This window comes from Streptomyces sp. NPDC007875 (genome assembly GCF_042868035.1).
Taxonomy (GTDB): domain Bacteria; phylum Actinomycetota; class Actinomycetes; order Streptomycetales; family Streptomycetaceae; genus Streptomyces; species Streptomyces antimycoticus.
On record NZ_JBIADZ010000050.1, the window covers coordinates 1 to 25,799 of the forward strand.

19 protein-coding genes are annotated in these 25,799 nt (G+C 71.6%); 4 read left to right on the forward strand and 15 right to left on the reverse strand.

Translation table 11 applies throughout. From position 1 onward, the window contains the following. Positions 1 to 105: 105 nt before the first annotated feature. Together ACFYOY_RS46550 and ACFYOY_RS46555 are read right to left on the reverse strand one after the other, a co-directional pair. Positions 106 to 1,137: an LLM class flavin-dependent oxidoreductase gene (locus ACFYOY_RS46550; protein WP_388594040.1), complete on the reverse strand. Its 1,032-nt coding sequence runs from the start codon at positions 1,135 to 1,137 to the stop codon at positions 106 to 108. After that, the gene (locus ACFYOY_RS46555; RefSeq protein ID WP_351901704.1) at positions 1,130 to 2,179 is read right to left on the reverse strand and encodes an LLM class flavin-dependent oxidoreductase; all 1,050 of its coding nucleotides are present in this window, start codon (positions 2,177 to 2,179) and stop codon (positions 1,130 to 1,132) included. The genes ACFYOY_RS46550 and ACFYOY_RS46555 overlap by 8 nt, the downstream gene beginning before the upstream one ends. Before the next feature lie 195 nt (positions 2,180 to 2,374). On the opposite strand from ACFYOY_RS46555, the gene ACFYOY_RS46560 reads away from it, so the two are divergent. Further along, entirely contained in the window at positions 2,375 to 2,836 is a 462-nt protein-coding gene (locus ACFYOY_RS46560) for a MarR family winged helix-turn-helix transcriptional regulator (protein WP_388594043.1), read from the forward strand. A gap of 123 nt (positions 2,837 to 2,959) precedes the next feature. Here ACFYOY_RS46560 and ACFYOY_RS46565 read toward each other — a convergent pair whose 3' ends face one another. From ACFYOY_RS46565 to ACFYOY_RS46605, 9 genes are all read right to left on the reverse strand, one after another. After that, positions 2,960 to 6,091, reverse strand: a complete 3,132-nt coding sequence (locus tag ACFYOY_RS46565) for a discoidin domain-containing protein (RefSeq protein WP_388594045.1) — start codon at positions 6,089 to 6,091, stop codon at positions 2,960 to 2,962. 222 nt (positions 6,092 to 6,313) lie between these two features. After that, positions 6,314 to 7,282 (reverse strand): acetylxylan esterase, encoded by a 969-nt coding sequence (locus tag ACFYOY_RS46570; RefSeq protein ID WP_351904426.1) that lies wholly within the window; start codon positions 7,280 to 7,282, stop codon positions 6,314 to 6,316. Between the two features lie 68 nt (positions 7,283 to 7,350). After that, positions 7,351 to 8,355 (reverse strand): hypothetical protein, encoded by a 1,005-nt coding sequence (locus ACFYOY_RS46575; RefSeq protein ID WP_351904429.1) that lies wholly within the window; start codon positions 8,353 to 8,355, stop codon positions 7,351 to 7,353. Positions 8,356 to 8,559: 204 nt separating this feature from the next. Further along, positions 8,560 to 9,846 (reverse strand): TRAP transporter large permease subunit, encoded by a 1,287-nt coding sequence (locus ACFYOY_RS46580; protein ID WP_093467874.1) that lies wholly within the window; start codon positions 9,844 to 9,846, stop codon positions 8,560 to 8,562. A 3-nt stretch (positions 9,847 to 9,849) separates the two neighbouring features. Beyond that, a complete protein-coding gene (locus ACFYOY_RS46585) occupies positions 9,850 to 10,401 on the reverse strand; it encodes a hypothetical protein (protein ID WP_351904435.1) in 552 nt (183 codons plus the stop codon). Continuing rightward, positions 10,398 to 12,530: a hydantoinase/oxoprolinase family protein gene (locus ACFYOY_RS46590; RefSeq protein WP_388594050.1), complete on the reverse strand. Its 2,133-nt coding sequence runs from the start codon at positions 12,528 to 12,530 to the stop codon at positions 10,398 to 10,400. Before ACFYOY_RS46590 ends, ACFYOY_RS46585 begins: the two co-directional genes overlap by 4 nt. A 73-nt stretch (positions 12,531 to 12,603) precedes the next feature. Beyond that, a complete protein-coding gene (locus ACFYOY_RS46595; RefSeq protein ID WP_388594052.1) occupies positions 12,604 to 14,202 on the reverse strand; it encodes an FAD-dependent oxidoreductase in 1,599 nt (532 codons plus the stop codon). A 61-nt stretch (positions 14,203 to 14,263) separates the two neighbouring features. Then, positions 14,264 to 15,355 carry a LacI family DNA-binding transcriptional regulator gene (locus ACFYOY_RS46600; protein ID WP_351904444.1) on the reverse strand — a complete coding sequence of 364 codons (1,092 nt, stop codon included), beginning with the start codon at positions 15,353 to 15,355 and terminating at the stop codon, positions 14,264 to 14,266. A 136-nt stretch (positions 15,356 to 15,491) separates the two neighbouring features. Then, positions 15,492 to 16,640 carry a TDT family transporter gene (locus ACFYOY_RS46605; protein ID WP_388594055.1) on the reverse strand — a complete coding sequence of 383 codons (1,149 nt, stop codon included), beginning with the start codon at positions 16,638 to 16,640 and terminating at the stop codon, positions 15,492 to 15,494. 425 nt (positions 16,641 to 17,065) lie between these two features. On the opposite strand from ACFYOY_RS46605, the gene ACFYOY_RS46610 reads away from it, so the two are divergent. From ACFYOY_RS46610 to ACFYOY_RS46620, 3 genes are all read left to right on the forward strand, one after another. After that, a complete protein-coding gene (locus ACFYOY_RS46610) occupies positions 17,066 to 17,485 on the forward strand; it encodes a hypothetical protein (RefSeq protein WP_388594058.1) in 420 nt (139 codons plus the stop codon). A gap of 72 nt (positions 17,486 to 17,557) precedes the next feature. Continuing rightward, positions 17,558 to 18,457, forward strand: coding sequence for a CPBP family intramembrane glutamic endopeptidase (locus ACFYOY_RS46615; RefSeq protein ID WP_388594060.1), 900 nt, complete (start codon positions 17,558 to 17,560; stop codon positions 18,455 to 18,457). Between the two features lie 167 nt (positions 18,458 to 18,624). Further along, positions 18,625 to 18,777 carry a hypothetical protein gene (locus ACFYOY_RS46620; protein WP_162953227.1) on the forward strand — a complete coding sequence of 51 codons (153 nt, stop codon included), beginning with the start codon at positions 18,625 to 18,627 and terminating at the stop codon, positions 18,775 to 18,777. A gap of 136 nt (positions 18,778 to 18,913) precedes the next feature. On the opposite strand, the gene ACFYOY_RS46625 is transcribed toward ACFYOY_RS46620, so the two are convergent. From ACFYOY_RS46625 to ACFYOY_RS46640, 4 genes are all read right to left on the reverse strand, one after another. Then, entirely contained in the window at positions 18,914 to 21,265 is a 2,352-nt protein-coding gene (locus tag ACFYOY_RS46625) for a glycoside hydrolase family 95-like protein (protein ID WP_388594063.1), read from the reverse strand. Positions 21,266 to 21,511: 246 nt separating this feature from the next. Further along, the gene (locus tag ACFYOY_RS46630; protein WP_388594066.1) at positions 21,512 to 24,541 is read right to left on the reverse strand and encodes a CHAT domain-containing protein; all 3,030 of its coding nucleotides are present in this window, start codon (positions 24,539 to 24,541) and stop codon (positions 21,512 to 21,514) included. A gap of 24 nt (positions 24,542 to 24,565) precedes the next feature. Further along, positions 24,566 to 25,411, reverse strand: a complete 846-nt coding sequence (locus tag ACFYOY_RS46635) for a hypothetical protein (RefSeq protein WP_388594068.1) — start codon at positions 25,409 to 25,411, stop codon at positions 24,566 to 24,568. Beyond that, entirely contained in the window at positions 25,408 to 25,752 is a 345-nt protein-coding gene (locus ACFYOY_RS46640; protein ID WP_351904462.1) for a hypothetical protein, read from the reverse strand. The genes ACFYOY_RS46635 and ACFYOY_RS46640 overlap by 4 nt, the downstream gene beginning before the upstream one ends. Between the last annotated feature and the right edge of the window lie 47 nt (positions 25,753 to 25,799).

The window sequence follows — 25,799 nt, forward strand, 5'->3', positions numbered from 1 at the left end:
GAGCCAGCGTGCTGTGGGCTCTCCTGCGCGACAACCGGGTATTCACCCCCGCCCCACCAGTCGCGCAGGCGGCTTGACTCAGTCATTGAAACTCCTTTCGCGGGGTCAATCGGCGAGGATGTCGCGGACCCTCGGGATCACCTTCGTGCCGTAGAGCTCGACCGCACGAAGGCGGGCGCTGATCGGTTGTGAGCCCGCGGTGTAGATGAGGTCGAATCTGCCGACACCGAGTGCGCGTACGGCGCGAGCGATCTTGCGTGCGACCGTCTCAGGCGAGCCGATGCACAAGGAGCCGTGCTCGATCTCGGTGTCGTATTCCTCCCGGCGCAGTGGCGGCCAGCCCCGCAGCGCGCCAATGCGGTCGCGCATGATCCGGTAGCTCGGCCAGTACACCTCACGGGCTTCTTCGTCGGTGTCGGCGACGAAACCGGGCGAGTGCATCCCCACCGGATGCGCGACGGTGTTGAACTGCGCTGCCGCGCGCCGGTAGAGGTCGATGTAGGGCGCGAAGCGCTCGGGGGAACCACCGATGATGGCGAGCATGAGGGGAAGCCCGTAGCGGGCGGTGCGGACGACCGACTGGGGTGAGCCGCCGACACCGACCCAGGTGGTCAGGTGCCCGGACTCGGTGGTGGGGAAGACCTCGGCGTTCTCCACAGGGGCCCGCATGGTGCCCTTCCACGTGACGGGCTTCTCCTGGAGCAGCCGCACGAAGAGCTCGATCTTCTCCTCGAACAGCGCGTCGTAGTCGCTCAGGTCGTACCCGAACAGAGGGAAGGACTCCGTGAAGGAGCCGCGGCCCAGGATCACCTCGGCCCGGCCGCCGGAAAGAGCATCGACCGTTGCGAAGCGCTGGAACACCCGGACGGGATCGTCGGAGCTCAGCACGGTGACGCCGGAGGAGAGGCGGATACGCCTGGTGCGTGTGGCGATACCGGCGAGTACCGTTTCCGGGGTCGACACCGAGTATTCGGGCCGGTGGTGCTCGCCGAGTGCGAGGACGTCGACGCCGATGTCGTCCGCCAGGACGGCTTCCTCGACGACCTGCCGAATCGACCTCGCATGGGAGACGAGACCACCGGAGTCGTCCTCGGGCACGTCACCGAACGTGTCCAGCCCGAAAACGAGTTCAGACATGGGTGGACTCCTTACTGAGCAGCTCTCGTACGCGCGGGGCGACTTCACTGCCCAGCAGTTCGATCGTGCGGGCCCGGGCTCGACGAGGCAGGTGCATGATGTCGTACTTGAGGTCGAAGCGGCTCAGACGCAGAGCGCGGGCCACTTGGGCGATCTTGCGGGCGACGGTTTCCGGGGACCCGACGAAGAGCGCTCCGTTGTCGAGCTCCGCCAGGTAGCGTTCGCGGGTCGGCTTGTAGAAGCCTCGTTCCTCGGCCAGTTGGGTGACGACCGGCTCCCAGTACTGCCACCAGGTCTCGGTCGCCTCCTCGTCGGTGTCGGCGATGAGTCCCAGCGAGTGCTGGCCGATCGGTTGCGGGTCGTGTCCGGACTGCTGGAGCGCCCGCTGGAAGAGATCGACGTGGCCGGTGAACCGCTGTGGGCGTCCGCCGATGATGGCCAGCATCAGGGGCAATCCGTAGCGGGCGGCACGGACCACGGAGTGCGGGCTGCCGCCCACGCCGATCCAGGTGGGGATCCCGCCGGGTCGCATCCGGGGACGCAGCCGCTGCTCGACGAGCGGTGCCCGAAACGCCCCGGACCACGTCACCGCTTCCTCCCGCTGCAGACGCATGAAGAGTTCGAGCTTCTCGTCGAAGAGCGATTCGTAGTCGGCGATGTCGTAGCCGAACAAGGGAAACGACTCCGTGGCCGACGCACGCCCGAGCACGAGCTGGGCCCGGCCGCCGGACACGGCGTCCAAAGTGGAGAAATCGTGGTAAATCCGAACAGGATCATTGGTGCTCAGTACGGTCACCGAGGTGCCGAGGCGGATGCGTTCCGTGACGGCGGCGACAGCGGAGAGCAGTACGGGGGTGGCGCTGTCGACGTGTCCCGATCGGTAGTGCTCGCCGACACTGAAGACGTCCACCCCTGAGGCTTCGGCGAGCTCCGCCTCCTCGACGAGCAGCCGGACCGTCTCGGCGTCGTCGAGCGCGCGACCATTGTCCGTTGCGACCTCGCCGAACGAGTCGAGCCCGAATTCGAATGTAGAGGCCGTCATGGTCTCCTCCTCATGCGGTCCCGCAGGCAGCAGACCGTCCGGGTCATTTGATTGACGAGTCAAGCATTAACCTATATATTTGACATGTCAAGCAGAAGCACTCGGTGACGGGCCCCACACTCACGGCCCCCGCGCCGACCCACTTGCTGCGCCAATCAATTTTCTGCTTGCAGAGTCAAGCGCTACGATTCGCCCATGAGCAGCAGCAAGAAGCCGGCCGAGCCGATGAGTGCGGCCGAGGACGCCTTCATCCGCGCCTTGAGCCGGGTGCTGCTGGCGATGCCGCGCGCCGTTGAGCACGACATGGCACGCGGAGGGCTGCTACCACTCAGCGAGTACACGGCACTCATGCATCTCTCCGAAGCCGAGGGCCGGACGATGCGGATGAGCGAACTCGCCTCCGCGTCCAACCTCTCCCTCAGCGGCATGACACGCATCGTCGACCGCCTGGAGCGGCGAGGTCTTGTCAAACGCATGAGGTGTGACGAGGACGGCCGCGGCTGGAACGCCGTCCTCACCGACGCCGGTCTCGCCGCGTTGACGGAGTCCTGGCCGATCCACCTCGCCAGCGTGCGCCGACACGTCCTCGACCACGTCCAGGGCGAAGACCTGCATCAGCTCACCAAAGTGCTGCAACGCATCGCCACTGACCCCTGACTCATCTGGCATGCACGCTTCGAGTGCCCGCCGGGCGAGCGACGGCGCGGCTGCACTGGACCGCCGCACGTCACTCCGCGTCGGCGCGGCCGAAGGCCGCACAGCCCGGCGGGCACGGTGCGGTCAACGCACCGTCAGGCGCCGCAGGCGTGACACCGCCGTATGCGCGGACCCGTCGACCTCGAGGCTGACGTAGCGGGCCGTCTCGGAGGTGGTCAGCCGGCGCACGCGGCCCCGGCCGGTGAGGGGCCCGGTGTCCCGGTAGGTGATGCCGTCGGTGCTGAAACCGACCTTCGCGCCCGGCGCCGATCCCGCCGTCCACTCGGTCTCCACCAGGCGGAGCGGGCGGGCCGCGCCGAGGTCCACGACCATGCGGCCGCGCGCGCCCGGTGTCCACGCCGTGTGGGCGTCGCCGTCCACCGCCGCCGCGGGGTCGGACATGCCCTCCGGCAGCGGGCTCGTGGGGAAGACGGTCCTGCCGAGGGCCAGGTCGTCGTGCGGGTGGGCGGCCGCGCCGTCCAGGACGACGGTGATCGTCCGGCCCGCTCTGACGACGGCGACCGCGCTGCGCCCCTGAGCCCGGACGCGCAGGGTGCAGGAGGCCCCGGACAGGCGCACGGTCGCGCCGTCGACGACCTGGACCCGCAGGCCCGACGGCAGGCGTCGGCTCGTGAGAGGGGTGAGCGTGAAGCGCGGGGCGAGCACGACCGCCGTGGCTGCGGGCAGTGCGGCGTCCAAGGAGGTGCCGTCGGCGGTCAGCCGCTGCGTGCCCTCGAAGACCACCACGTCCGTGCCGGTGCGCGGGATCGTGATCCGCGTCCTGACGGACGCGTCGGAGAGGTTGAACAGGGTCAGGTGTCCGTCCGTCAGCGTCGTGCGCACCTCGGCGTTGTCCGCCGTGGGTGCGGCCCCCCGGGCGATCGCGCGCAGCTTCCCGGCCGACGTGCCGGGGAAGCCCTCGACGAGGAGGGGTGCCGCCGGACCGTCGCCAAGGACGATCTTGTCGTCGTAGACGCCGATCGGGTTCCGGCCGTCACGCACCACGAGCCCGGCGCGTCCCTCGACGTCGAGCCAGCCGCCGCGGCTGCTCACCGCCGGCCTCGGCCCGGTCGTCAGGTCCCTCCAGTCCCGGCCGTCCGTGGAACCCTGGATGCGGTAGGCGCGGCCGGCCGCCGATTCCCAGCGCAGGGTGACCCGGTCGACCCGGCGCTCGGCGCCGAGGTCGACGGCCAGCCAGCTGTCGGCGCGCGGGCGGTCGGCCTTCGACACCGCCCAGCGGGTGGCCGCGTCGCCGTCGACCGCGAGCGGCGCGCCCTTCCCGGCGTCGGCCGACGAGGCGGTGGCCGACCCGCCGCGCGCGAGGTCCGCGCCCTGGGCCCCGTCGCGCACCTCGAAGGCGTACAGGGAGTACCCGTAGGCCGGGTCGGGCCGCACGCCGAGCATGCGGACGTGGCGCACCGTCGTGGGGGTGAAGCCGAGGTCGTCGACCCGTCCGGCAGGTGTGTCGCGGGAGGTGTCGCGGGCGCGGACGGCCGCCTCGCCCTCCTCGAAGCGGTAGGTGCGCGCGCCGTCGAGCCCCGGCATGCCGGGCATGGTCAGGTTGTGCACCTCGAGGTGGCCCTCCGCGTCGGCGGTGCCGCTGCTCGCGTAGACGACGGCGCCCGTCGGGAGCGTCGCGAACCCGGCCCAGCCGCCGTCGAGGCGCAGCAGCGTCGCGCTGCCGTCGAAGCCGTCGCGCAGGGACTCGTATACGCGCACGGTACGGCCCTGAACCCGCGCGTCGGTGGCGGGCAGGAACATCGGGGTCGCGCCGCTGAGCCGGAACAGCCAGTCGTCATGCCCCGGCTGCCAGGCGAACTTCACGAACCCGGGCTTCGTCACGGCACCGGCCCACGCGGTGCGCGACTGGTGCGACACCAGTCCGGGGCCGGTCCCGAAGTCCGTGACGCCGGAGGCCCGCGCGAACAGTTCCTCGCGCGAGAGCGCCTCGACGGGCCGTCCGGACGCCGCCGCCCACACATGCAGCAGGTAGCTGATCGCGATCTCGGCGCGTGCCTCCGGCTCGTACTTCGGCTCCCCCGAGAACTTCGCCAACCGGTACTCGGGCGGATACTGCTGGTACGCCTCCAGCCGCGACGCCAGTTCCCGCTCCGCGCGCGCCGCGGCCCGGTCGCGCATCACCTGGGAGAGGAAGGCGAGCGGGATGACGTCCCTGCCGTAGAGGTGTTCGCGGTCGTCGACCATCGGCATCAGCGGTTCGCCCGCGTCGCTCATGACGCCCAGCAGCGTGCGCCACAGCGGCTGGGCATTCGGCTGCCGTGCGAGAACCTGCGGGAGGGGGCGTCCGGCGGCCAGGAAGTGCGCGGCGTTGCGGCCGGAGGTGCGCCACAGCTCCTCTTGGTAGTGCGGGCCGAAGGAGCCGTGGTTCTCGACGATGAAGGTGTCGTACAGGTTGCGGGCGGTGTTCTCGGAGACGGCGACGCCGTCCACGCGAGCGGGGTTGGCGAGGTCGGCGGGCGGCAGCCCCGCCTCGTTGCGCGACCAGATGCCGTACCACGTGGCCCAGTCGGCCGCGCGGCGGTCGTCGTGGGCCCACGCGAGCGCCGGTGCGAGGGTCTGCGCGTACAGGCCCATCTCTTCCAGCTTGGTGTCGCCGATATGTCCGCCGCTCAGGCCGTTCGGCGTCCAGTCGCCCGAGGCGGGGTCGTCGCCGCTGCCCAACGACACGGTGTAGGCGGCCTGTTCGCGGACGATGGTCTCGACGTTCTGCCGGGTCGCGGTGTCGAGGTCCTTCCACAGCAGCCGGGCGGCAAGGACGAAGTACGACTGGAAGGTGGTGTCGAAGAAGAGCGTGCGGCCCCACTCGTCGCCGCCGGTGAGCCGGTTCGACGCGGCGAAGTGACGGATCGTGGCGAGCGTGCGCCGCTCGAGGGTCTCACGGTCGGTGCCCGCGCGCGCCGCGTCGTAAGTGCCGTGGGTGAGCAGGACCGCGTTGCCGAGGACCACGGCGAACCCGAAGTCCTTGGCCCGGTAGTGGCCCTGGGCCTGGTCCCACTGCGTCTCGGACCACCGGGTGTGGTCCAGGAGCACCCGCAGGTAGGTGGCCGCGACGGCGTCGGGCGGCGTGTCCGTGCGGCCGTGCGCCGCCTGAGCGCTCGCGGCTGCGGTGAGCGGGGGCAGGGCGGCCAGCGCGCCCGTGAGACCGGCGAGGTGCAGGAAGCGGCGGCGGTCGAGGGGCAGGGATTGATGCGACACGGGGCGATACCTCGGAGTCTGGACAACGTTGTCAGAAGAGGGGCGCCGCACATTCTTCGGCGGTCCCGGTCCGCGCGTCAACGGGTGTGACGTCGGCCGTTCACCGGTTTTCGCGGGGGCCGTCCGTGCGGCCGGGGTGTTCCGGGCAGGTCTCGTCGACCGGTGGGGGCAGGGCCGCCCACCGGCCGGGGGGTCGTGCGGCAGTCCGGGCCGCTGCCCGTGTCACATCCGGGGCCTGAGCCACCTCAGCTTCGCCGCCGACTGGTACGGCCCGCCGCCCTCGTGCCCGTTGAAGTCGTACACCTCGATGGACTTCTCCTGGTGGGCCCAGGCGTTGAAGGCCGCGAACACGGTGGAGGGCGGGCACGTCTGGTCCTCGAGGGCGGTGGAGAAGAGCGCGGGTGCCCGGCCGCGAGCGGCGAAGTGGACGCCGTCGAAGTAGGAGAGCGTGCGCAGCGCGTCCTCGGTGCGACCGCGATGCGTGCGAAGGAACAGGCCGATCTCCCGGTACGGGGCCGAGTCCGTCAGGGTGACGGCGCGCGGGAAGTCGCACAGGAACGGCACGTCCGGGGCGACCGCCAGCAGGTCGGGGACCAGCCCTCCCACCGCGAGGGAGATCCCTCCGCCCTGGCTCTCCCCGATGACCGCCGTACGGGAGGCGTCGGTGAGCGGGTGCGCGCGGGCGGCCTCCACCGCCCGCACGGCATCCGTGAACACCCGCCGGTAGTAGTAGTTCTCGGGCGCGTCGATCCCGCGGGTCATGAATCCCGGGTAGGCGGGGGCGGCGCCCACCGGGTCCGGAGTGCCTCCGCCCCCGCCCCAGCCGCTGCCCTGCCCGCGGGTGTCCATCACGAAGTGCGCCCGGCCGGTGGACGCCCAGAGCAGGTGCTCGTGGGGCAGTCCCCGCCCGCCTCCGTACCCCACGAACTCCACGACGAGGGGCACCGGTTCGGCGGCCTCCGCGGGCAGCGTCAGCCAGCCCTTCACCGGGTGACCGCCGAAGCCGGCGAACGTGGCGTCGTACACCCGCACCGTGACAAGGCCCGTGTCGACGGGCTCGAAGCGGGCGTCGAGGTCGTGCTGCCGCGCCTCCGTCAGTGTGGCGGACCAGAACGCGTCGAAGTCGTCCGGTTCGGCGGAGGCGCTGCGGTAGCGGTGCAGCTGTTCGCGCGGAAGGTCGAAGAGCGCCATGCGGGACTGTCTTCCTCAGGAGGGCGGATGATCAGGCGGTGCGTACCCGGTTCCGGCGGGGGCCGGGTCTATCCGCGGGCCATCGCGATGGATCCGGCGAGGCGTTCGCCCGCTTCGTAGATCATGTACGGGACGCCGCCGTCGGTGCCGAAGGAGGGGGCAGCGGCCCGGCCGTTCTCGGGTGCCGATGAATGGGAGTCGTAGAAGACACCGAGGTGCTTGCGGAGCGAGAAGTCCGCCCCCACTTCGGTGATCATGAGGTCGCCGCCGCTCGCCTTGTCCTTGTTGTAGACGACGAACGCGGAGCCGCCGCGGGTCAGCAGGTGCGGGCCACCGACGTTGATCGCGCCGACGTCCGAGTGGCGCACCAGCGGTGTCTGGGCGAAGGTCCAGTTGCGGCCGTCCGCGGACCAGCCCCAGCCGATGTCCCGGTGGTCGGTGGTGTTGTTGGTCATGAACAGCATGACGTAGCGGGCGCCACGGGAAGGCAGTTCGTGCCGGAACACCCGGGCGTAGGACGTCTCGGTGGTGCCGGCGGGCATCATGGACGTGTTCAGGACCACCTTGTCGTAGGTGAAGTGGATCCCGTCCTTCGAGCGGGCGAGGCGGGTGGTGGTGTTCTCGCCGTGGAAGTACAGCCAGAACTCCTTGACGTCCTCCTTCCACAGCACATGCGGCGAGGAGACGTGGCTGACCGAGTAGTGCGGGTCCCATCTGTTGGACACGATCGGGTTCGACGGGTACTCGGTGAACGGGCCTTCCAGGGAGTTCCCGTAGGCCAGGCAGATGCCGCCCGGCGCGTCGTGCGGCGCGTAGTAGAGGTAGTACCGGCCCAGGGGGTTGGCCAGCTTGTCGTAGACCCCGCGGATCGTGGGGAAGATGATCTCGCCCGTCGGGTTGTACTTCAGCTTCGACGGGGTGAGCAGCGTGCGGACGTAGGTGTAGTCCGGGAATCCGCCGGGCGCGGCCGAGGCGGACGGCGTGGCCAGCCCGCCGACGGTGAGCGCCGCGCCGGACACGGCGGTGGCGCGCAGGAACATACGGCGGTCGAGGCCGGACTGCGGCTCGGGCATGATCGGCTCCTTGGGTCGGATACTGCGGGTTCGGTGGCCGGGGGTTGGGTGGCTACGGGGTTGGGGTGGTTACGGGGTTGGGTGGCTACGGGGTTGGGTGGCTACGGGGTTGGGTGGCTACGGGGTTGGGTGGCTACGGGGTTGGGTGGCTACGGGGTTGGGTGGCTGCGCGGGCCGGTCGAGGCGTGGGGCGGGCCGGCTCCGTCACAGCTCGGTGAAGGCGGTGACGCACAGACCGCCGAAGGCCACGGCCCACACGTACGGCAGGGTGCGCAGCATCACCTGGTGCGGGGAGACGCCCGCGTACTGGGCGCTCCACACGGTCTGGGTGCTGGTCGGGTCGGACACGCCGAAGACCTGGTTGTACGAGGCGGTCATGCCGAGGACGGCGACGGCCGGGTAGATGCCGGTGGCGACGAGGACGCCCGCGATGCCGGCGCCGAGGCCGAAGACGTTCAGGGGGCCGCGGAACAGGCACAGCGGCACCAGCAGGGTGAAGACAAGGATGAACAGGACGGTGTTCTGCGGGCTGACGGCCTTGACGAGGGGCTGCAGGGCGTCGACGGCGCCGGGCAGCTTGACCGCGGCGAGCAGGATGCCGATCGCCACGAAGAGGGTGATGGGCGGGGCGGCCACCTCGAATCCGCCGTAGAGGGTGCGCAGCAGGCGGCGGTTCATCTCCCGTGGCCGCGTCGTCGTCACCAGCGCGTACAGCACGCCGCCGAGGAGCGAGGGGATGATGGCCACGTCCAGGCCGAGGGCGAGGGTGAGCGGGACCGCCGGGGTGAGCAGGGCGTACCAGGGGGCGTCGCCGAGCCGCCGGCGGCGGTCGCCGCGCGAGGGCCGGGCCTGCACCGACTTCAGGGACCAGGTGTGCTCGACGCCGCGGCGCCGGGACTCCACGAGGACATAGGCGACGGCGGCCACCAGCGCGAACGGGAACAGCTTCACCATGAAGCCGCGCACCGTGTCGACGGGCAGGTCCAGGGCGGTGGAGAAGAACTGCCACACCGGCAGCTCGAAGGGCACACCGACGGCGATCCCCATGAGGACCGTGCCCGCCGCGGTCACCTTGGGGATGCCGACCGCGATCATCGCGGGGATGCCGATCAGACCGGCGAGCATCGCCGCGGGCGCCGATCCGGTCACGGTGCCGACCACCGCGGACACGGCGAGCACGCCGAGGGCCACGAACACCGGCCGATCGCCGCCGAATTCGACGATTTTACGGACCAGGGTGCCCGCGATACCGGTCTCCTCCAGGAGCTTGCCGAGCCATGAGCCGAGCAGGATCGCGATCATCGTGGCGGCGAGCGCGGGCGCCCCCTCCTGGAGCACCGTGTCGAGCACGCTGCCCTTGCCGGTGAGCGGCGCGTCCGCCAGGAACGCGATCACCACGGCGAGCAGCACCAGGGCGAACGCCGTGGGCAGCTTGCGGGTGAGCATGGCGGCTACTCCCGCCGCCATGACGAGCAGAATGACGACACCCATCGTTCAGTTCTCGCTTTCACAGGACACGGCGGCGGCCAGCGCCTCCGTGAGCAGCAGAGGGCTGCGGCCCAGGCCGCAGACGGCGTGGGCGTAGGCGTGCGCGGCGACCTCGTCCGCGCCCGCGACGTACGCGTACAGGCGGCGCCGCCCGAACCGCAGTGCCGTGTGGCCCAGCGCCCGCTTGAACTCGGCGCGGACCGCGGCGTGGTGGAGCCAGGCGTGCGCCTGCTCGTGGGCGAGGGCGGCGGCGCGCACCGACCCTTCCGGGAACCAGTGCCGCCAGCCGCGCTCGGCGACCAGCCGCTCGGCCCGCTCGACGGTGTCGGTGTACACCTCGACCACCGGCGGCCGGGAGCGGTAGCGGGCCAGCAGCCCGGCGTCCAGCCCGCCGTCCCGCTCCACGACCCGCACGGTCGCGGCCCGCGGGGTCATCCGGTGGCCGAACTCCGTCGCCGCCACCGCCCAGTGGCGCAGCAGCACGGGGTCGCGGCCCTCGTGCGTGGGTGTCCCTCCGAGCAGCCGTACCGCGAGGTCCACGTCAAGGTCACCGCTCATGTCCGCGACTCCACGACGGCGACGACCGGCTCCCCGGCGCCGCGCGGACGCAGCTCGGCGCGGGCCAGGGCGAGCAGCGCCTCGGGCTCCAGGACACCGGAGAGGTCCGCGATCCGGCCCCCCACCAGGAGCCGCACGGCCGGGGCCCGTACGCCTCCGTCACCGTAGGAGGTCGCGTCGCGGACCAGCGCGGCGAGCGCCTCGCCGGAGCCCTCCACCGTCATCGTCTCCACCCGCGCGTCCGCCGCGCCGAGCCGCACCACACCGTCCGCGTCCACCACCCGCACCGGATGGCGGTCCGCCCGCAACCGGCGCCGCACCTCGGTGCCGTAGACCGTGTACGCGTCCGTGCCGGCCAGCGTCCGCACACGGGTCTCGGGTGTCTTGAGGCTGGTGGCGGCGGCGCGCAGCCGCTCGTCGGCATCGGCGCGGTGCGCCCGGTCCTGGGTGCGCAGCTCGGTGGCGCCCGTCGCGACCGCCCGGACGGTGTTGGTCTGCGGGTCGACCGTCACCTCCACCTCGACGCCGTCGGCGGCGGCGCCCTGGGCGACGACGGCCCGCTCGGCCTCGGCGCGTACGGCGAGGATCTGTTCCTGGGTGGCGCCGGGCACGATGCGCTCGACCTGCTCGCGCACCAGCGCCAGCGCCACCCCGATGGGGCTGATGACCTCGCTGTGGCGGGCGATGCGTCCTTCGAGCCCGGCGGAGGCGGCCAGGTGCGGGGTCACCGCCGCCGCTCCCCCGCCGCCGCCCACGAGGAGTGCGGTGTCGCGGTCCAGGCGGTAGTCGCGGATCATGGCGTCCACCACCGACCTGACCTCATCCGTCCCCGCGTCGAGCACCGACCGCGCCGCACCGGCCACGTCCGTGCCGAGCGTGGCGGCCAGCGGGGCGAGGGCGGCCCGCGCGACCTCCTGGTCGCTGCGTGCGAAGTCCTCCTCCCCGACCCGTCCGAGCGCGTTCGCCGCGCACGTCATCGTCACCGCGAACCGGCCGCCCGCCGCGTCGAGGACCACGTAGTCGTCCGGGTCACCGGCCATCGGCCGCACCATCGCCACCCGGGCGTCCCGCAGTTCCTCGAGCGAGGCGAAGCAGGCGTATGGCAGGCCCGCGATGTGCGCGCTGCGCGGGCCCACGCCGGCCACCTGCCCGCGGGAGACCCGCACCATGGAACCGCCGCCGACCCCGACCGTGCGGACGTCGAGGGCACTCAGATAGGAGGTCTTGCCGAGGATCGTCGCGTGGCGCACCGCCACCTTTCCCCGCCGCACCACGCTGATGTCGGTCGAGGTGCCGCCCGTCTCCAGGAACACGCCCTCACTGACCCGCTCTTGCATCAGCGCCCCGGCGACGCCTGCCGCCGGGCCCGACAGGATCGTCAGCAGCGGACGCCGGCGCATCTCGTCCAGCGACATCACACCGCCGTCGCAGCGCATCACCATCAGCGGCGCGGTCACCCCGGCCTTGGTGATGGACGCGTCCACCAGATCGGCCGTGGTCAGCATCCGCGGCAGGATCGCGGCGTTGACCACCGCCGTCCGGGTCCGCTTGTGCAGCCCGTACATCGAGGTGATCTCGTGGGCCGCGGCCAGCGGCAGCCCCGTGGGCCGCGCCACGTCGAGCACGGCCTGTTCGCCCTCGGGCCGGTCCACCCCGAACGGCTCCGTGGCGACGAGGACCTCGGCCCCCTCGGCGCGCACCCGCTCCACGGCCGCCCGCACCTCGGCCTGCGCGGACGGGTCGGCCACGTGCGCGTACACCAGCGGAAGCCGCTTGCCGGGGGTGAGCTCGAGCTTGCCGAAGGCGGCGAGCCGCCGCGTGATCACCGCGCCGGGCCCGCCGCCGATCCCGATCAGCCCGACCGTGGCCACATCGCCCTCCAGCAGGGCGTTGGTGGCCTGGGTCGTGCCGTGCGCGAGGAACACGACGTCGCCGGCCGTCCGGTCGACCTTCGCCAGGAGCTGTTCGAGCGCCTGGACGATGCCGTGGGCGACACCGTCCTCGTGGTGGTGGCTGGTGGGCACCTTCACCTGGCCCACCAGTGTGAGCGTGACGGCGTCGACCGCCACGGCATCGGTGAACGTGCCACCCACGTCGATGCCGACGCGGATGCGGCGGTCTGGAGTCATGGCGGGCACCTCCTTGTGTGTTGACGTGCTTCAGGTAGTCCAGGACGGGGGCCGGAAGTGCTGTCGGACGGGATCAGTAGCCGCGGATGTCGGGCCAGCGGCGCTGCACACCCGCCCGGTCCAGGAGGCGGCCGAACTCCTCGAACCGCTTGTCCTCGGCCTGCACCTGGTGGGGCTCCACGCCCTCGTCCAGGCAGTGCGCGGCGAGCGCGCCCGCGACCTCGCCGACGTTCCACTCGACCGGGTGGAGCCGGTAGCAGCCGTTGGTGATGTGGGTGGTGCCGATGTTCTTGCCGGCGGGCAGCAGGTTCCGCACCCGGCGCGGCACCAGCGCGCCGAGCGGGATCTCGAACGGCACGGAGCCGACATCGATGTACGAATCGCCGCCCGTGGAGGGGTGCAGGTCGATGCGGTAACCGCCCACGCCGACCGAGTCGCGGTAGCGGGTCCTGCCGTAGGGGCCGACCACGTCGATCGCGACGTCCTGCTCGACGACGGTGGTCACCGCCTTGATGCGCCGCGACTCGCGCACATAGGCCGCCTTGGCCAGACCGTCCGCGGTGCCGGTGACGTCCGGGCGGATGCGCAGCCCCGGGAAGCCGGTGCCGCCGTCCGCCCTTGGTGCCTCCGTCTGCAGCCAGTACAGCACCGACAGCGACAACTGGCGGGCCTCGTGCAGGGCTTCGGCCTCCTGGCCGATGTACGGCTTGAGCCAGTAGTCGTTCAGCGGCCAGTTGACGAGGGTGATGTCCGAGCCGAAGGCGCCCGGCCGGTGCAGTCCGCGGGCGAGGATCCGGCGGAATCCCCACAGCTCCTTGTCCCCGGCGTCGGCGCTCTGGTCGGCGCTGACCGCCAGTGGGTCGAGGTCCGGGTTGGGCACGAAGGTGCGGGGCACGGACTCCAGGGTGCGCGGGTCGGGCGCCTCGAAGCCGAGCAGCGGACCCGGCCAGAAGTCGGGCCGGTAGGCACGCCAGAAGTCGTAGTCCTCGGGCCGCTCCACGGTGTGCTCCTCGCCCTCGTGGTGCGAGAGCGCGAAGCACACGGTGATGCCCTGCTGGTTCTCGGGCCGCGCCACGGCGGGGGCGTGCGGCTCGCCGAACTCGTCCTGCGCCTCGGCGCCGTTGGCGTGCTCCACACCGGCGAGGGCGAGCAGCTCACCGGTCTCCGTGGCGTCGACGACGTACCGGGCGGTGAACGTGGTCCGCCCACCGGAGCGCAGGTCGCGCACGGTCACCGCGCGGATCATGTCGCCGTCCGTCTCTGCGGAGACGGCGCGGTGCTCGGTCAGGACGGTCAGCAGGCCCGCGGCCCGGTACGGGGCGAGCATGCCCTCGAGGACGGCGAGTGCCACCCGCGGCTCATGGCACAGCTTGCTGACCCGGCCGGCTCCCGGGTTCAGCTCCGCGAGCCCCAGCGCCTCGGCGCGCAGCGGGTACCACTGCCGGTAGTAGGCGCGGATTCCCTCGCGCAGCGCCCGGTAGGTCGCCGTCGTACCGAACCGCTCCACCCAGGGGTGCTCGTCCGGCGGCACCGCCTGCGCGGTGAGCTGACCGCCGATCCAGTCCGTCTCCTCGGTCATCACCACACGCCGGCCCGCCCGGCAGGCGCCGAGCGCGGCGGCGACCCCGCCGAGGCCGCCACCGACGATCAGGATGTCCGGTTCCGCTATCACGCTGCTCCTTGGGGTCGTATCCGAACCGCGGTGTGCGAACCGCGGTGTGCGTCAGGGGGCGTCATGGCCGCCGGCCGGGCGGACCCGCCGTCTCGCCGGTACGGAACGCGCAGGCCACCAGTGGTTCGTGGGTCTCCTCGCCGGCCACCATGGCGGCGAAGAGCCGGACGGCGGCCGCGCCGAGCTGGTGCCGGGGCACGTCGAATCCCATGGGCACAGGCGCCGCGGCCAAGTCCGGCGGCGGGCCACCGAGCAGCCCGAGCGAGACGTCCCCGGGGCAGCCGAGACCCGCCTCCCGGACGGCGGCGTCCAGCGCGCGCCAGGCCGCACCGGTGTCCGTCTCCTCCGCGACGAACGCCGTCACCCCGTCCTCGACCAGCGCGCGCACCCGCTCCGCCGTCACCTCGCCCGCCGGGTCGGCGCAGCGCAGCACCGCCTCCGGTCCCGCGTCGCCGCCGACGGCCGCCAGCCCCTCCACAAAGCCGCGCTGACGATCCGTGGACGCCGGGGCGTCGTCGTCCTCGCGCACCAGGACGATGCGCCGGTGACCCAGCGCCGCCAGATGCTCCACGACGGCGCGGCTGGCGCTGACGTAGTCGGCGCCGACCCAGGCCAGCCCCTCCAGTTCCTCGCGGCGGCCCAGGTGGACCACCGGGAACCCGTCGGCCACGAGCCGCTTGAGCTCGGCGCCCGGCGCATGACGGCCGAGGAAGAGGCAGCCGTCGGCCAGGCGCACCCGGCTCAGCGCGTCCGGCCCGCCCGCGCTCGACCCGGTGAAGAGCACCAGGTCGTAGCCGCGGGCGGCCGCCTCCTGCTCCACACCGACGAGGAACGGGTAGTACGAGTGCTGCACGTCCGTCGGGAACGTCGCGGTGAAGCTGAAGACGCCCAGGAGGTTGTTGCGCGCGGCGGCCAGTCGCCGCGCGGCCGGGTCGGGCACGTACCCGAGGCTGCGGGCGGCGCCGAGGACGCGCTGCCGGGTCTCCTCGGAGATCGTCGCCGCCTTGCCGTCCGTGCGGGCCGACAGCACCAGCGAGACCGTGGCCTGCGAGACTCCGGCGAGCTGGGCCACCTCCGCCTGCCGCGGGCGTGACGTACGGCCGACCGAGCCCGGATTCCGCCCCGGCTTCGCCCGCTTCCTCGACTGCTCCACGCGTGATTCCTTCTCCCCGCCGATAGGTAATGCGCATTACCTATGCGCATTACCGAGCACTCTGCGGGTGGCGTGTGGAGTAGGTCAAGACCTGTGCGGCGGCTTTCCGTTGAACGGCACCGCGATCGGCACCGGATTACGCCCGGCTCTTCGGCCTGCCCGCGTGCGCGGCGGCGTGGCCCAGTGAGCGGCAGGCGACCACGGCCCAGGCGGCGACGAGCAGCGCGTAGAGGACGACGGCGGGCCAGGTGAACAGCGGCGAGCCGGTACGGGCGGCGAGGGCGCCGGTGCCGGTGACGCAGGCGCCGAGCGGGAAGATGAAAGACCACCAGGTGGGCGCGAAGGGCAGCCCCGCGCGGAGCTCCCGTAGGGTCAGCGCCGCGGCGAGTACCAGCCACAGCATGGCGAAGCCCCAGACCCCGACTCCGCCCAGCAGCGCGAGGGCCGCCGCGCCCCGCACGTACGGCGCGGGCAGCGCGCTCGGCGCCGCCGCGGCCAGCGCGCCCAGCCCGGTCACGACCTGGCCCAGCGCCCCCAGGCCGATCCACACCGTGGGCACCATCGCACCCGTGGGCGCGTCATGGTGCACCAGGCGGCTGTAGACCATGGCCAACACCAGTAGCGCCGCCACCAGGCCGAGCCCGAACATCGCGTAGCAGCCCAGCAGCAGGGCCAGTCGCGGCTGCCCGGCAGGCGTGTGCGGGACCAGCAGCGCACCCGTCGTGGCGGAGACCAACGGCGGCACCACCGGCATCAGCCAGCCGCCGAACGCCGCGTCCGGTGCGAAGCGATGCCGGGTGACCATCAGGTACGGCACCGCACAGGCCGTGGCGAGACCGAGTGCGGTACCGAGCACCCACAGCACGCAGTCCACGTCCAGTGCGGCCCGCGTCCCGATCACCGGCGGGCCCAGTTGCAGCGCACCGGCGCCCACCGTGAGCAGCGCGACGGCCGGCGCGCCGAAGAATTGCATGTGCATCGGATCGGCGGCGTGCAACCGCAGCGCCCGCTGCCGGACGTAGCCGGCCGTCAGGACGACGAGCAGCAGACCGGCCCCCGACCAGACCACCGTGGCGGCGGCCCGCAGTCCGGGGAAGCTTCGGGGCAGGGTGACCACCGCGTTGGCGACGATGCCGGTGCCCATGACGGCCGCGAACCAACTGGGGCCGAGCGGCCGACGGCCCGTTGCGTTCGCCGTGGGCACGGGGGTTCCGAGGGCGGGGAGCCCCGGGTCCACCTCGCGCTCGGTCGGGACGGCTCGGGCACTGCTGGGGTGGGGTGTCACGGCGTGGAACGCCTCTTTTCTCGTCTTGGGGATCACCGTCGTGAACCGGCCGGCCGGGTGGCCCGAGCCCGACAGATCCGGGTCGCGGCCAAGTCCGTCGACCCGTTGGCCTCACGAGGCTATGGCGGCCTCTCGTGCCTGCCGCATACCAGCGCGCGCCACAACACCCTCACATCGGGACTGGACGGGGATCGGGACTCGCCGGGGGGAGCCCTCGCCCCGGCGCGGGGATCCCGTACCCGGCCGTGACATCCCCGCGCCGCTGGGAGCGCCTGGGCTCGCCTGCCCCGACGGTGGGTCACGGTGCCGGGCGCGTCTGCCCGGCTACGCCTGCCGGGGCGAGGACGCCCTGCGCCGGCAGGCCCGCTCCATCCTCCAGGGCAGGCCCGCCCCCCGTCCGCCTCCTGCGGCGCCCCCTGGGGGCCTTGGGCAACCGGGCCCTCACCCAGGTCAAGAAGACCCACACGGACGTGGCGCGCATCGCGGGATTCCCGGTCAATGCCCGCTGGATGCGCGAGAACCTCGTTCACGACACCCGTGACGACCTCATCGCCGTCCACTCCCCCGCCCTGGCCGTCACCGGCGCCAAGGACATCCAGGTCGACCCCGCGGACCTGGAGGAGATCCGCCGGCTGGTGCCGGGCAGGACCGAGATCCACCGCGTCCCGGACCTCACCCACATCCTGCGCCGCGACCCCGCGCACCACACCCTCCGCTCCTACCGCCGTCTCCTGCGCGGCCCGGTCGACCCCGGTCTCCTCACCCTCATCGCCACGTGGCTCACCCGCGAACTGGACGCCACGTCTGGGGAGATGACCCGCGAGGGCCGGACGACCGCCCCCTGACCCCCGGGCGCCCGCACGCCCGCCCCCGCACACGCACGGCAACCCAACGGACACCCGGCGAAGGATATTGGCATGAGCACCTCATCTCTCCCATCCCCCGTGTCTCCGGCCGCTCCCGACAGCCGCCGAGGCGACCTGATCCTGTTCATGGCCATCGCCTTCGCCCTGAGCTGGGCGGCTTGGTTCACGGCGATCGGGCTCGGCGGATCGGCGACGAGCCCACCCACCGCCCTGCCGTATCCGTTCGGCGCCTTCGGCCCGTTGATCGGCGCCCTGGTGATCCGGGTCCGCCGCGGCCGACGCGGTGAGCCCGCCCCCGAACACGCCGTCCGGTTCCGGCGGAAGACCCTGCTGTGGGCGCCACTGCTGCTGGTACTGGCCTCGGCGACCGTACCGTCGGCCGCGCTGCTTGCGCACGCGGCGGGTGACCCCGCGCTGAGCCTGCAGGACGCGAAGGATGTCTTGAAGGACGCCGGTGGGCCCGCGGCGTTCCTGGTCAGCATGGTGATCTCCGGTCCACTCTCCGAGGAGCCAGGCTGGCGCGGCACCGCCTACCCGAGGATGCGCGCGTCGATGGGCCGCTTCCAGGTCGGCCTGGTGCTGGGTGTCATCTGGGCCGTGTGGCACCTGCCGCTGTTCTTCATCGACGGGACCGTCCAGAACGATCTGGGCCTGGCGACCCCCAGCGGCGTGCTCTTCGCCGTCAGCGTCATCCCGATGGCCATGCTGACCGCCTACGCCTACGAACGCGCCGGTGTCGTCGCGTCGATAGCGGTGCACTTCGCCGTCAACACGACGATGGTCCTGCTGGACGTCAGGACCCCCGTGACCCAGTCCATGATCATCGGGATCCAGGCGATCGTCGCCGTGCTCCTCCTGGCCACCAGCCGCCCGGCGGGCAAGCCCGCCACGGACGCCCCGGTCGCCCTCGCGGCCCCGGCACCCCGGACGGACGGCACCGCCCGCGTCTGACAGCCGCCCCGCCACGGAAGAAGGACGAAGGACTCCGACCGATGCGACGAAGAGCGCGGACGGATGCCCGGACGCCGCCGGTCGATTCGGGCTCCGATCACTTCGCCTCGTCGGAGTCCTCAAAAAGCCGCCACACACACCCACTTCCTGCCATATATGGTGGACGGGTGAGTTCACATGACCTGGAGCCCCGGCGTCCGTCCCCGCGGGTGGAAAAGATAGACAGCGCGCTGGCGGTACTGATCATCATCGGGATCGCTTCCGGATCGTTCTGGCTGGCCTCCGGCCTCACCTCGTCCTACATGTGGCTTCTCACCTGACACGCCCCTGCTCAGGCTGTACCGCACCGACCACAAGCGCGCGCCGGGTCACGACCGCCGTCTCCGGGCCGGGCACGATGGTCAGCGGGCCCGGGGCATGCGGCGTCGCGCCGGGCCGCTGAGAGGGGAACCCGGTTCAGTCCGGCAGGCCCCACGGCTTCGCGTCGCCGACGGCCGGTACGTCGCGCGGTCGCAGATCCGGGTGGGCGCCGCGCGGGGCGACGACGGCCGTCTCGTCCCGGCCGAGCGGGATCTCGATACGGCCGGGTCCGGTCTCCCGGTACCGCAGTCGGCGGCCGTGCTCGTCCCGTACGTCGATGGCGCCGGCGATGCCGTGTTGCAGCACCAGCGGCGCACCCGCCTCGCTGTGGACCCGCACCCACCGGGTCCGGCCGCCGGAGCGGTCCGCGTCGACGAGGAACGCGCCCTGGGCGCGCAGGGCCTGGAACGAGACGTCCGGCCAGCGCCGTGACACGGACGGGAAGACCCGGACGACGCCTCCATGGCTCTGTATACCCATGTCGAGGATCGACTGGGCCGTGCTCAGAGGGCTCTCGATGCCCAGGTTGGTGTCCTCCGCGTACATGGTGTTCGCGGTCATGTAGCAGTCCATGTAGGACTCGTCGAAGAGGTTCCCGGTGAAGGTGGTGAGGAAGTCGAGGGCGTCCTCGGGCCGCCCCATCCGCGATGCCATCGAGGAGGCCGCCGCGTAGCTGTACCCCGCCCAGAGGCTGCGGTCCTCGGTCCAGTGGTCGAAGGTGGTGCGCATGATGTCCCGGTCGGCCGACCGGTCCCAGGTGAGCTCGTGCAGCGGGTACAGCCACAGCATGTGGGAGAAGTGGCGGTGGGAGTCGGCCAGTGGTGTGCCGGCACCGATCGTGACGCCGGTCGCATCGCGCGGGTAGTCGACCAGACGCCGCAGGATCTCCCGCCAGCGCCCGGCGCGCGGGTTGTCGGTGCGGAGGATGCGCAGACAGTCCAGGAGCGTGGCGCAGCCCCAGCGGAGCAGGGAGAGGTCGTAGGTGCAGTCCACCGCGTCCGCGTACTCCGGGGACCGGGTGAGCGGCAGATGCAGCTTGCCGTCACCGCCCTCGCAGAGGAAGTGGTCGTAGTAGTTCACCGCTTTGACGAGGATCGGGTAGAGGACGTCGCGCACGATGCGGATGTCCATGGTGTGGCGGTAACTGAGCCAGACGTTGTGCATGGCCCAGGAGAGGTTGCCGTTGTTGTCGGTCTTGGTGGCGGTGCCCGGGACGCCGACGGTGTGGGCGCCGGGGCGCAGCGTCCAGTCGGAGGGGTGGGACAGGGCGTAGATCTGCTCGTTCGGGATCTCGGGCGGGAGGGACAGCGGCAGATTCTTCTCGAAGTCCTTGAAGGTGGAGGTGACGGAGTCGAGTTCGAGGTGGTTGGAGCCGTGGATCAGCCAGGTGGCGATCTGGACGTTGAGGTTCCACCAGACCGCGGTCCAACTCCCCCCGGTCTCCGGGTACCAGGGCCCCCATTCGGACATCGAGGGTCCTCCGGCGCGGGTGGCGCAGGCGGCCTTGTAGAGCTGGATCCAGTAGAAGTCCTGAATCCGCTTGTCGGGCACGGAGAGCAGGCTGCGCTGGTAGAAGCGGTTCCACCAGCCGCGGTGCGCGCCCACCAGTTCGTCCGGGTCCTCGGCCAGGGTGCGCGCCACCTCGGCCACGGCGAGTTCGGTGGTTTTCGACAGGTCGTCGGGGTAGCGGTAGACGATGTGCGCGGCGAGCAGCCTGCCGGTGCCGACCCGGCGTTCACGCCAGGCGGTGGCCCACCCGCCGCCGGCGATCAGCGGCTGTTCGACGTAGTGGGTGTCGCCCGTGGAGCCGGTGCGGGGGTCGGGGTTGCCGGTGTAGTCGGCGGGCTTGCCCTTCGTCCGGGGCGAAGCGGCGGGCATCCAGGTGAACGACCAGGCCGCGCTCTCCTCGCCCGCGCTCGGCCGGGTGGAGATCAGGAGTGCCGTACGGGCGTTGTGCACCAGCATCGAGAAGCGGACGCTGCCCCGGGTGGTGGTGACGGTGCCGGTCAGCTCGGCGTCCCAGATGTCCAGGGTCCAGTCGACACCGGTCACCTCCCCTGCCAGCGTGAGGTCGAAATGTCCTATGGGCAGCCGTGAATAGCCGTACGTGGCGGCCCACTGGGGTCGCTGGTCCTGTACGTGATAGTGACTGACCATCACTTTCACGGAGTTGGCCGTGGCGCCCCGGTAGACGTTAACCCCGAGCAGGCCGTTGGCCAGGAAGGGACCGTCCTTCCAGTCACCGGGCATCCGCCGCCACCGCAGGGCCGCTGCCCTGGCCAGCCGTTCGGACAGGCTTCCCGCCTCGCCGGCCCGCCGGGGCGCGGCCCAGGCGGTCCCGGATCCGCCCAGCCGCCCCCCGGCCCCGAGCGCCACCGCCGAGCCGGCTACGGCCGCCGAGCCGATCACACCTCTTCGAGAGATCCCGTTCCCTGTTGGCGCGGTCACGTATGTGCCTCCCATGGACGGTTGTGAACTACCGGCATGGTGCAGGCCGCATGAGCTTCAAGGGAAGACCTCCGACGTATCAGGATCCCGAAGAACCCATATCCGCAGGTTAGTTGGACCGCGCAGCGGCTGCGAGGCGATGGAGGACATCAGCCAACCGATGTATAACCCTCTCGCGGGGTCGTGACGGCGCGCTGCCCGCCCCGCGCGGTGCCGCGCTCGCCCAGTGTCGGACCCGGTCCGGTGTCAGGGACCCACATGGAGGTGGGAGGCCCAGAGGTCGGGCCTGTCGGGGTGGGCACGACGGAGTTCCGCGGTGGCTGTGTGCAGGGCTTGGGCGGCATGGTCGGGGCCATGAGCCGCGATGACGGTGTAGAAGTGGTCGGCGATGTCGGCCGCCGCCAGGTCGTCGATGCGCCAGTGGGTGCCGATGACATGACGGAAGCCCGCCAGGTGGAAGGCGCCGGTGATGTGCATGGCTTCGTCGGCGCCCAGGAACATGACATCGCTGGTGGCGCAGGCTGACAGGTAGGCGAGGTCGGCGTCCAGGCCGAACGGCAGATCTCTCGGGGTGAGTGGCTGGTCGTGCAGGAACAGGCGGCTGCGGGTGGGTTCGCGGGTGTCGGCTTGCGCATGGCAGGCGAAATGGACGATTTGGGTGCTGGGCAGGGCCGTCAGGACGGCGTCGCGGGTGGCTTGCTCGTTGTGCAGGATCGTGGCCGAGAGCAGGCGGGAGAGGCTGTTCGCCTCGGATGCGGCACCCGGCAGCGACGCCTGGCCGGAAGTTCTGCTCATTGCCACCACAAGAGCTCTGCCCGGGGAAGCGGGGCGCCGACGCTCGGCGGGCAGGGCCCGGACGGTGGGCAGATACGAGGACACCGCTCGGTCCATGACGCCGTCGTGACCGTCGCCTGCGGCGTGCAGGGGGAAGAGGGACATCACGCCCACCGGGCACCACCAGAGGCGGGACCCCTGCCACCCCGTGGCCTTCAGCGCCTCCAGCACGGGGCGGGCGGCCGTGTGCCAGAGCCAGGTGAGGACGTCGATGACGTCCTCACAGGCGCCGGAGGCGAGGGCGTCCTTGAGGGCCTTGTGCCGGGCCCTGGCCTTGTGGAGCCTGAGGCCGGGCAGGGCGACGGGGTGGACACCCGACGGAGTGACGAGCAACGCCAGACCGCCGGTCTCGATCGCGCTGACGGTGACGATCGGACCACGGGTGGCGTTACGGCATAGACCGCGGGCGGTGACGTCCGGAGTGGTGCGCCATCCCGGCGTCGGCGCGGTGTCGGCGAGGATGCCGCGCGCTTTTTCCAGGAGTTCCAGGGCCCGATCAGGGCGGTTGGCCACGACCGCGGCGTCGGCTGCCTTCGCACCCAGACCGGCGTGGACCGACAACATGAACTCGCGGTCCTCGTGGTAGGGGCTGCTCAGGCCGACCTCGGACAGCAACTCGACGGCTGCCTCGAAGGCCGACAGCCGCTCCGCGGTATTCACCGTGGAAAGCGACGCCAGCTCAGTCTGCTCCAGACTGATCCGCATCCGGTATCTGGCCGAGAGAGCGGGGAGGGCGAGCGCCTCGGCGATCGCCGCCCTGGCGTGGTCGAGATCGGTGGCGTCGCCGGTGCCGCCGAAGCGCAGCCGGCGGGCGCCGCTGAGATCGAGCAGGATGCCCGCCCGCTGTTGGGCGGGGGCGAGCTCCAAGGCGCGTTCGCCCGCGGCGATGGACTCGTCGAGGTCGGTGATGTCCCGTGTCAGGTCGTACCGGTACCCGAGGGCGGCGGCGAGCAGCGCAAGCGGCAGGTAGCGGTCGGGTGCGTCAGCGACGGCTTCCCGAAACCGGTCGATCGCCTCGGGCAGGGCATCTCGCTCACCGCGCAGGGCGAAGCGCGTCATGTGGACTTTGCCGAGCCCGCACAGGAAATCCGGGCGACGACGCGAGTCGGTCGCGGCCACGAGGTCAAGGGCGGCGCGGCCGTTGTCGACCGCGTTGTCCAGGTCCCCGGGCGAGCCCATCCGCCGGTACCAGTGCATCTGGGCCTGGCTGAGCGAGTACAGGGCGTCCGCCCGGGAGAGGTCGTCATCGTCGGGGAGTTTGCGCAGTACGCGTTTCCTCAGGGCGAGGACTGTGAAGAGGTGCTCGCTGTCCTCCGTGCGCTCGTACTGGGCGAATGCGATGTCGGACTGGAGAGCGGTGATCTGCAGCTCACGGGTCAGGCACAGGGTGGCCTCGAGGATCGCTGCCGCGGCCCGGTCGAGGTCGTCGCCGGAGCGTGTCGTGCGGTAGCGCACGAAGTACAGCGAGGCGATCTGCCACTTGATGAGCGGGTAGTCCTGGTGGTTCCGCAGGACCAGCTCCTCGGCCTGCTCGGCCCGGGCGATCGCCTCGGTCACGATGCCGGGGTCCCGGGCGGCAGCGGACCAGATGCTGAGGGCGCGTGACAGGACCAGCAGCCGGGTCGGCAGGTGCGGGCCGGGAAAATCGACCGAGTCCCGCAGGAAGCCAATGGCGCGGCGCAGATCCGTGGTGTTGGGGTCGCGCAGGAACCGCTGATAGAGCTTCTCGCCGAGGGAGAAGAGGAGGGAACATCCGATGGCATCGCGCGCTGAGGTATGTGCGTATACGGCCAGCTCCTCCGCGCACCGCAGCGCGGCCTCGTGATCCTCCGCGTTCCCGGTCGCCTCGTAGCGTTCTTCCAGCGCCAGGAGAAGCTCATGACAGGTGGCGAGGCGGTCCCGGCGGCCCTGCGGGACAAGACCCGCGCGTGCCGCGGCGACGGCCTGGTCGAGGTTGGCGGTGTCGCCGCGCCGGGCGGCCAGCAGTCGCAGCGCCCGCCGCAGGGTCCGCTCGCGCTCCTCGCGCTGCGGATGGCCGTCCTCGGTCGCCATGACGATGCGTTGCCAGGCGAACGCCGCACGCTCGGCAAGTGCGGGATCGGGTGAGCTGCGGGCGTCCTCGCGCAGCCGTTCCGCCTCGCAGACGCCGTAGTCGGCGAGGAAGGGGAGCATGTCGGGCGGCAGGGCGATGTCCGCGTACAGGAGGCAGGGGGTGAGCGTCCGGATGGCCATGAGCAGGTCGGTTCGGTCGTGCGCCGCAAGATAGCGGTAGAAGAGGAAGACACCCAGCACCTGGGACGCCTCGGTGTCCGCGTCGTCCCAGCTCTGCCAGGCCTCCGAGAGGGGCCTGGTCATCTCGTCCGCGAAGGTGAGCCCGACGTCGTCGGTCTCGTGCACCCGATTGATGCAGGCGATGAGTTCCTGTAATGCGTGAGTGTCCATCAGTTCGTCTCCGGTGGCGTCTGGTCACCCGCTCACAGCGCGCTGACGGCGGGTGAGGTCCACGAACGTGTGGGCTCCGAGAAAGAACGCCGGCACCAGCGCTATCACGACGAGCGGCTGAGGTGTACGGAAGAACAGGGCGATCACACCGAGACTCAGGCTCAGCGCCGAGGTGATCGAGGCCGAGGTGACCGATCGGCGCAGAATGAGCGGCGGAAGGCACAGCAGGAGGCAGGCTGCGCCCCCGATACGTACCGGCCAGCCTTGCCAGATGCCGGGCGCGGACACCGATACCAGGATGGCGAGCAGGACGGCCATGCCGAGCCAGGCATCGCGGCGGATCGCGCGATCGAGAAAGGCGGCCCTGACCAGCCAGGCGAGTTCCCCCACAATGCCGGCCGCACAGACGGCGAGGACCGTCCAGCGGCCGCCGGTCGGCTGTCCTCGTGGCACGCAGATGACGAGCAGCCCGGCGAGCAGCGCGATGATCCCCGCATGGTAGAAGCCGCGTGCCGTGTTCGCCCAGCGCTGTGCCTGCCGCAGATGGCTCTCCTGCATACCGGTCAGGAACCGGCTCGGAGCCCCGTCGGTCACCTCGTCGGGAAACCACTCCAGAAGGTCGCCCGGAGTGCACATATAACGTCGTGACCATGCCGTCGCCTGAATGGTCGCGATCTGCAGCAGACCGGACAGGACGAACAGCGCCAGAGAGGCGTCCGGCCACCGGCTGACGGCTACGGGGCCCGGGGCCGACTGCAGCGCCACCACCGCGAGCGTGAAGCTTCCTCCGGCGAGCAGCGGGGCGGCGAACCCGCCGACCGCCTGGATGCTGTCCAGGTAGCCCATCGGGACGGGTGGCCGCCAGCTCATGTGCCGGCCGCTCTCGGGCACTCCGCGGTGTGATCGCCGTCGACCCCGCCGCAGGAGCAGGAGTAGCCGCGCCCGGCGATGCCCCGGACCTCGGAGACCGCGCGCTCGAAGGTGATCCGGGGCGACGGCAGTGCCAGCACGCCCGCCACGGCCGAGCCGACGGCGATCAGGTCCGCCGTCTCCGGCACCACGATCAGCATGCGAAGGTCGCCCGGCCCAACCGGCATCACCTCGACGAGGTCCGCGCCGAACGGCGCGAGAGCGGTACCGACCAGCTCGTCGTCGGGTGGTTCGGTCTGCTGCCACGTCCCGCGTAACCGCAATATCAGTTCTTCCCGCACTGGGCCATCATGCCCGTGCTACGCCCCGGGGATTCCCGGAACCGCGG